Genomic DNA, 455 nt, shown 5'->3' on the forward strand with positions numbered 1-455 from the left:
AAGAAGGATGGTTTATTTTAACGAATTTTGAGTCCTTAGAATTGGCTATTTCTGCCTATAAACAAAGATTTGATATTGAGGAAATGTTTAGAGATTTTAAGAAGGGAGGCTATAACTTAGAGGATACTAATGTAACTGGTGAACGCTTTATTTCTCTAGTTTTATTGATAGCGCTCGCTTACTCCTCTGCAACAATTCAAGGTCAACAAATCAAACGTAAAGGAATACAAAAATATATTGCTCGGATCAAAGAACATGGTCGAACGGAACGGAGACATAGTAGTTTTTATATCGGTTTATATGGTCAAACTTGGGTCAATTTTAAGGATGTTTGTATGGATTTAGTCACGGAGTTAATGAAATTAAATCGCAATAAATGTAAGTATTATCAACAAGGTCTAAGAGCTATGAGGCTTATAGAGTCTGTCTTGTAGCTGATTTTGTCCCCCCTTCAG

General features: G+C 34.7%; 1 pseudogene. It reads left to right on the forward strand.

The features are described from left to right. Window positions 1-434: pseudogene (locus ACM0OW_RS25785) on the forward strand (IS4 family transposase); the annotation flags it as partial. Window positions 435-455 lie beyond the last annotated feature (21 nt).

It is taken from the genome of Anabaena sp. CCY 0017, from assembly GCF_963920885.1.
Taxonomy (GTDB): domain Bacteria; phylum Cyanobacteriota; class Cyanobacteriia; order Cyanobacteriales; family Nostocaceae; genus Nodularia.